The sequence below is a fragment of the Micromonospora sp. BL4 genome, assembly GCF_003667505.1.
In the GTDB taxonomy this organism is placed as follows: Bacteria; Actinomycetota; Actinomycetes; order Mycobacteriales; family Micromonosporaceae; genus Micromonospora.
This window is the reverse complement of record NZ_RCVJ01000251.1, coordinates 1-7083: the sequence shown is the minus strand read 5'-3', so window position 1 is coordinate 7083 and position 7083 is coordinate 1. Positions and strand designations below refer to the sequence as shown.

At 72.3% G+C, this 7083-nt stretch carries 5 protein-coding genes and 1 pseudogene; all 6 read right to left on the bottom strand.

Going from position 1 to position 7083, the window contains the following annotated elements; genetic code table 11:
* Positions 1-152: 152 nt before the first annotated feature.
* On the bottom strand, positions 153-1919 hold the full coding sequence (gene rny / locus EAD89_RS29625) for a ribonuclease Y (RefSeq protein ID WP_121677982.1): 1767 nt from the start codon (positions 1917-1919) through the stop codon (positions 153-155).
* A gap of 613 nt (positions 1920-2532) precedes the next feature.
* Positions 2533-3231, bottom strand: coding sequence for a regulatory protein RecX (locus tag EAD89_RS29620; RefSeq protein ID WP_121677981.1), 699 nt, complete (start codon positions 3229-3231; stop codon positions 2533-2535).
* A gap of 14 nt (positions 3232-3245) precedes the next feature.
* The gene (gene recA, locus EAD89_RS29615; RefSeq protein ID WP_121677980.1) at positions 3246-4292 is read right to left on the bottom strand and encodes a recombinase RecA; all 1047 of its coding nucleotides are present in this window, start codon (positions 4290-4292) and stop codon (positions 3246-3248) included.
* Positions 4293-4476: 184 nt separating this feature from the next.
* A complete protein-coding gene (locus EAD89_RS29610; protein WP_074318010.1) occupies positions 4477-4677 on the bottom strand; it encodes a DUF3046 domain-containing protein in 201 nt (66 codons plus the stop codon).
* Between the two features lie 4 nt (positions 4678-4681).
* Positions 4682-5897: pseudogene (locus tag EAD89_RS29605) on the bottom strand (MFS transporter).
* Between the two features lie 248 nt (positions 5898-6145).
* Positions 6146-6850 carry a UdgX family uracil-DNA binding protein gene (locus EAD89_RS29600; protein ID WP_121652146.1) on the bottom strand — a complete coding sequence of 235 codons (705 nt, stop codon included), beginning with the start codon at positions 6848-6850 and terminating at the stop codon, positions 6146-6148.
* Between the last annotated feature and the right edge of the window lie 233 nt (positions 6851-7083).

Here is a 7083-nt window from a genome sequence, read left to right as displayed (position 1 = left end):
GGGGTGGTGGGGGCGGCGGCGCCTGATCCGCGCCACACCGACCAATCGAAGGGCCGCCCCGAACTGTTCGGGGCGGCCCTTCGGTCACTGCTGCCGTCGTTGGTTACCTGCACGGACTGGGAGAACCGCACCGCGCCCCCAGGCGCGGGCGGTCAGCGGGCGATCTCGGTGACCCGGGACTCGCGGACCACGGTGACCCGGATCTGGCCCGGATAGGTCAGCTCCTCCTCGATCTGCTTGGCCACGTCCCGGGCCAGCACGGCCGCCCCGATGTCGTCCACGTCGTCCGGCTTGACCATCACCCGGATCTCCCGGCCGGCCTGCATGGCGAAGACCTTGTCGACGCCGAGCTTGCTGGCGGCGATCTCCTCGATCCGTTCCAGCCGCTTGACGTACGCCTCCAGGCTCTCCCGGCGCGCGCCCGGCCGACCACCGGAGCAGGCGTCGGAGGCCTGCGTGAGGACGGCCTCGATGGTCTGCGGGGGCACCTCGTTGTGGTGCGCCTCGATGGCGTGCACCACGTCCTCGTGCTCGCCGTACTTGCGGGCCAGGTCGGCGCCGATGATGGCGTGGCTGCCCTCCACCTCGTGGGTGAGCGCCTTGCCGATGTCGTGCAGGAACGCCGACCGCTTGATGGTGGGCACGTCCAGCCGCAGCTCGGCGGCCATGATGCCGGCGATGTGCGCGGTCTCGACCAGGTGCTTGAGCACGTTCTGCCCGTACGAGGTGCGGTAGCGCAGCCGACCCAGCAGGGTCACCAGCTCGGGGTGGATCTCGGTGATGCCGACCTCGACGAGGGCGTCCTCGGCGGCCCGGTGGCAGAGCTCCTCCACCTCGTGCCGGGCCAGGTCGTAGACCTCCTCGATCCGGTGCGGGTGGATCCGCCCGTCCAGCACCAGCTTCTCCAGGGTGAGCCGGCCGACCTCCCGGCGTACCGGGTCGAAGCAGCTGAGCAGCACCGCCTCCGGGGTGTCGTCGATGATCAGGTTGACCCCGGTCACCGACTCGAAGGCGCGGATGTTGCGCCCCTCCCGGCCGATGATGCGCCCCTTCATCTCGTCGCCGGGCAGGTGCAGGACGCTGACCACGCTCTCCGCGGTCTGCTCGCTGGCCACCCGCTGGATCGCGTCGACCACGATGTGCCGGGCCCGCTGCTCGGCGGTGCTGCGGGCGTCGGACTCGATGTCCCGCACCAGTAGCGCCGCCTCCCGCTTGGCCTGCGTCTCGATCGCGTCGATCAGCTCCAGGCGGGCCGCCTCGGCGGTGAGACCGGCAACCCGCTCCAGCTCCCGGCGGCGCAGCTCCTCCGCCTCGGCGAGTTCGGCCTCCCGCCGGCTGAGTTCGGACTCGCGGGCCGCGAGGGCGGCGCGGGCGGCGGTGAGTTGCCGTTCCCGCTCGGCGAACCGCTCCACCTCCTCGGTGTGCAGCCGCTCGCGCTCGTCCATCCGGGCCGCCCGGCGCTCCACCTCGGCCGCCTGCTCGCGGGTGGTGGCGGCGAGCACCGCGACCTCCCGCTCGCCGCTGCGCCGGGCCGTGGTGCGCAACTGCTCGGCGTCCGCCTCCGCCTGCTTGTGGGCCCGTTCGAGAACGGTGTCGGCCTCCGCGCGGGCGTCGTCGAGCACCCTGCGGGCCTCGGCCCGGGCCGCCTTCGCCTCCGCCTTGGCCGCCGCGGCCTCGGCCCGGGCGGCCGACGCCGCCGACTTCGCCACGTCGATCGTGCTGTTCGCCTGGTCGGCCGCGCTGCGCAGGGCGGCCAGGGACTGCTCCTGACGGTCCTTCTCGGCGATGAACGCCGGGTCCTCCGGCACCGGGGCCGCGCCCACCTGCCGCAGCGTCCGGACGCCGAAGAGCACCGCGCCGACGACCACCAGGGCCAGGATGAGTACGGCGGCGAGGAGCACGATGTCGAAGGTGCTCATGCCGGGACCTCGTGCGGACCGCCGGTGAACCTGTGCCGCCCCGCCATGGCCGCCTCCCCTGATACGTCTGCACCGCAGCGACCGTGCCAAGGGCACGCTCCTGCGGCTCTGGACGCCCGACCGGAGCGACTGGCCGTGGGGTAGCTCTCTCCGCCGGCGGTGCCCGCGGGCATCGTCGGCGGCCGGGTGCAGTTGTCGCGCCGGCTCCGGACCGGCCTGCCCGGAGCTGCGATGTATGGCCGGTTGCGCTGGCCAAAGTGATGCTGTCTTGTTACGCGATCTATGTTGTGCGCTTAGCCTGCGCTTGGTCGGGCAATGTGAGCCTGTATGGCGAGGCTAGGTCGCCGGGGGCGGTCTGGTCAAGAACTCATGATCAAACCCCCCGAACGGAGAGAAGCCGCGGCATCACCGCCTGCTGATGTCGGGCCCGGACAGGAGTGGACAAACTCCACGAGGAGGCCCTGCCGGTGAGCGTGTCGGGCCTGCTCAGCCCCGGCTCAAGCCCGCCCTGGACGACGCTCGACCAGCCAGGGCCGGCCCTGGTGTGACGTATCCGTCCGATTGTGGACATCGCCGAGCGGCGCGGCGGGTTCACCCCGGAGCAGCGGGCCGCTCACCCGGCCGGGTGGTTGTCCCGCTCCAGCTCGCCCTCCGCGTCGGCGAGCGCGTCGGCGTCGATCTGCTCGGCGAACTCGGCCGCCTCGGCGCTCTGCGCGGCGATCGCGTCCTTCACCGCCCGGATCGCCACGCCGGGCGGGTAGCCCTTGCGGGCCAGCATGCCCACCAGCCGGCGGAAGATCGCGTCGGGCTCACCCCGCGCGGTACGCAGCTTCCGCTCCACCAGCGCACGGGCGGTCTCCGCCTCGGTCTCCTCGTCCAGCTCGCCGAGCGCCTCGGTGGCCACCTCGCCGTCCACGCCCTTCTGGCGCAGCTCGTTCGCGAGCGCCCGCCGGGCCAGACCCCGCCCGGAATGCCGGCTGGAGACCCAGGCCCGGGCGAACGCGGCGTCGTCGATGATGCCGACCTCGTCGTACCGGTCGAGCACCTCGGCCGAGACCTGCTCGGAGATGCCCCGCTTGGCCAACGCCCCGGCCAGCTCGGCCCGGGTGCGTGGCCGGACGGCGAGCTGGCGCAGACAGATCTCGCGGGCCACCTCCGACTCGTCGCGAGGTGGCGCCGGGGGCTCGGCCGCACCGGCCTCCTCGGACCGGCCACGGCGACCCCGCCGGGGGCGGGGCGGATCGGTGGCGTCGCCCGTACGGGGCGGACTGGCATCCCAGCCCCGCCCCGTACGGGCGCGTCGTCCTGCCACTGATCAGCGACCGATCAGAAGTCGACCGGCGGCAGCTCCGGGCCGCCGGCGGCGTCACCCGCGCCAATCCCGACGCCGAGCTTCTCCAGGATCTTCTTCTCGATCTCGGCCGCCACGTCCGGGTTCTCCTTCAGGAACTCCCGGGCCTTCTCCTTGCCCTGGCCGAGCTGGTCGCCGTCGTACGTGTACCAGGCGCCGGACTTGCGGATGATCGCCTGCTCCACGCCGACGTCGATCAGCGAGCCCTCGCGCGAGATGCCCTTGCCGTACATGATGTCGAACTCGGCCTGCTTGAACGGCGCGGCGACCTTGTTCTTCACGACCTTGACCCGGGTGCGGTTACCGACCACGTCGGTGCCGTCCTTGAGGCTCTCGATGCGGCGCACGTCGAGCCGGACCGAGGCGTAGAACTTCAGCGCCCGGCCACCGGTCGTGGTCTCGGGGCTGCCGAACATCACGCCGATCTTTTCCCGGAGCTGGTTGATGAAGATCGCCGTGGTGCCGGTGTTGCTGAGCACACCGGTGATCTTCCGCAGCGCCTGGCTCATCAGCCGGGCCTGGAGACCCACGTGGCTGTCGCCCATCTCGCCCTCGATCTCGGCACGCGGCACCAGGGCCGCCACCGAGTCGATCACGATGATGTCCAGCGCGCCGGAGCGGATCAGCATGTCCGCGATCTCCAGCGCCTGCTCGCCGGTGTCCGGCTGGGAGACCAGCATCGCGTCGGTGTCGACACCGAGGGCCTTCGCGTACTCCGGGTCGAGCGCGTGCTCGGCGTCGATGAAGGCGGCGATGCCACCGGCCCGCTGGGCGTTGGCCACCGCGTGCAGTGCCACCGTGGTCTTACCGCTGGACTCGGGACCGTAGACCTCCACCACCCGGCCGCGCGGCAGACCACCCACACCGAGTGCCACGTCGAGCGCGATGGAACCGGTCGGGATCACGGCGGTCTGGATGACCGGCCGCTCCCCCAGCCGCATCACCGAGCCCTTGCCGAATTGCTTGTCGATCTGAGCGAGAGCAAGGTCGAGTGCCTTCTCCCGGTCAGGCCCTGCTGCCATGGTTGCCACCCCTGCCTTCGCCGGCGTCTTTGCTGAGCTTCGCGTCACGCGGACACGCTAGGCGCTGGGTCCGACAGAAAACCAGCCGACGGGCCGCGAGCTGTGGACGAGCACCCCGCTGTGGACAATAGCCGAACAGGTGTACGACAAGACAAGCGACACGCGGAAGCCGGAAAAAGGCTGCTCAGCGTAGTCGCGCGGGCACTCGGTCGGGATACGCGGCGCAGACCGCCCGCCACACCACGTGCGTCTGCTCCCCCGACGCCAGCGCCTGCTCGATGGTGCGTCCATCGAGCTGGGACAGCACCTGGTCGCGGGCGATGCTGGCCGCGTAGCCGGGGCCGAACGCCTCCTCCAGCCGCGCCCAGAAGTCGGTCAGCCGCACGTGATCAGCCCTCCTCGTCCGGTGCCCCGGTCGGCACCGGGCGCAACGCTAGCGCCACCAGGGGCACCGTCGCGACCGCCGCGAGCAGGGCGAGCACCGGATAACCGGCCACCTGCATCACAAACCCGCTGACCATGGCGGCGCCGGCCCCGGCCAGCCCCATGGTCAGGTCGGACAGCCCCTGGACGCTCGGCCGCACCCCGGCCGGCACCGACTCGGAGAGCAGCGTCGACCCGGCCACCATCGTCCCCGACCAACCCAGACCGAGCAGGACCAGCCCCACCGAGAGCCGGGGCGTGTGGTGCCCGGCGGTGCCGGCGACCGCGCAGGCGGCCAGCAGCAGCCCCACCCCACCGAGGATCACCACCCGCCGGCCGAGCCGGTCGGTGAGCCAGCCGACCAGCGGTGAGAACGCGTACATGCCGGCGATGTGCAGGCTCAGCACGATGCCGACCAGTCGCAGCACGTCGGCGTCGGCGTGCGACTCACCGAGCCGGACCGGGGTCATCGACATCACCGCGACCATCACCAGGTGACCGACCGCCACCGCCGCGATGCCGAGCCGGGCCGCCGGCCCGGTCACGGTGCGCGGTGAGCAGCGGGTCGGGCCGGAGCAACCCGAGGAGTACGCCGCCAGCCAGCACGAACGCGACCGCGCTGAACGCGAACGGGCCGGCCAGCGGCGGCAGCCCCCAGCCGCTGGTGACCCGGTCGGCCAGCGCGGCGAAGTTCGGCGCGGCCACCGCGCCGATGGTGGTGGCCCACACGATCAGGGAGAGCTGCCGCCCCCGGCGGGCCGGCTCGGCGAGATCCACCGCCGTGTAGCGGGCCTGGAGGTTGGCGGCGGTGCCTCCGCCGAAGAGCAGCATGCCGAGGAAGAGCAGCGGCACCCAGCGGTTGGCGGCGGCCACCACCACCAGCACGCCGCCGACGGCACCGACCACGTACGCCACCACCAGGCCCGGCCGGCGGCCGTGCCGCGCCATGATCCGGGTGACCGGGATGGCGAGCAGCGCCGCGCCCACCACCCCGGCGCTCTGCGCCAGCCCGGCCGCGGCCGTGCCGGCGATCCGGGCGGCGAGCAGCGCGCCGACGGCGATGCCGATGGTCACGCCGATGCCGCCGATGATCTGGGTGGTGAAGAGCAGCCGCAGGGTACGCCGCTGGATCGACGCGACGTCCGGCCGGACGGTACGCGGCGCGGTCAGGTCGGTGGCCATCGGCGCTCCTCAGGACGGGGGTGACCCATCCTCGCGTACCCGGGCCGACGAGCGGCAGGGGGTTTCGCTGTCGGCCGAGCCGGCGCCCGCACGCGCCAGCGCCGCGGCATCGTCAATCTTGGACAGTTGCCGTTCGCGCCGAACGGCAACTGTCCAAGATCTGGAGTAACTGCGGCGGCACAGCCTGTCTCGCCTTGGTTGCCGGGGAACCGTTCCTGGCCGCGCACATCCCGTCGAGGGCGCCGGTGTCAGCCGGACAGGGCGCGGGCGCCGACGGTCAGGTCGGCGACCAGCCCCTCGTACGCCTTGTCCTGATCGTCGGCGCGCAGCACCGCGGACGGGTGGATGGTGGCCAGCAGCCGGGCCTCCGGCGCGTCGGCCCGCTTTCCGGCGCTGTCGACCGGCACCTGGGTGAAGTCCTCCGGGTGCTGGGCCGACGCGGGCCAGGGCAGCAGCTCCCCGCGCTGCTTCGTCACCCGGAACGCCGGACCGAGCAGCGCCTTCGCGGCTGTCGCGCCGAGGACCACCACGATCTCCGGGCGCAGCCGGGCGAACTCGGCGACCAGCCAGGGCCGGCACGCGGTGATGTGGACCCGGTCCGGGGTCTGGTGGATCCGTCGCTTACCGCGCAACTCGAAGCGGAAGTGCTTGACGGCGTTGGTCAGATAGATCTGCGCGGGGTCGAGCCCGGCGTCGTCGACGGCCTTGCGCAGCAGCCGGCCGGCCGGACCGACGAAGGGCAGCCCCTTCTGGTCCTCCATGTCGCCGGGCTGTTCGCCGACCAGGACCACCCGGGCGCTCTCGTCGCCCCGGCCGAAGACCGTCTGGGTGGCGTCCCGGTACAGCTCGCACCCCCGGCAGCCACCCGAGGCGGCGCGCAGCTCGTCGATGGTGTCCGCGTCCGGCGGAATGAATCGCTGGGCGCCCGGAGCGCTTCCGGTCTGCTCGGCCATGCCGACTGTTATATACCCGTTCGGTGCCGCCTGCCGGATCCGCCGGGTCAGTAACCGTTGCCGCCGTCGCCGCCGCCGGACGCGAGCGCGATCAGCACGATCACGATGATGATGATCACCACTACCACCGCGATCCAGAGCCCCTTGCGCGAGCCACCTGAAGCCATGTCATGTCACCTCCGGCGCCCCGCATACCCACCCCAACCGCCCCGAATCGTCGTGATGCTGCATCT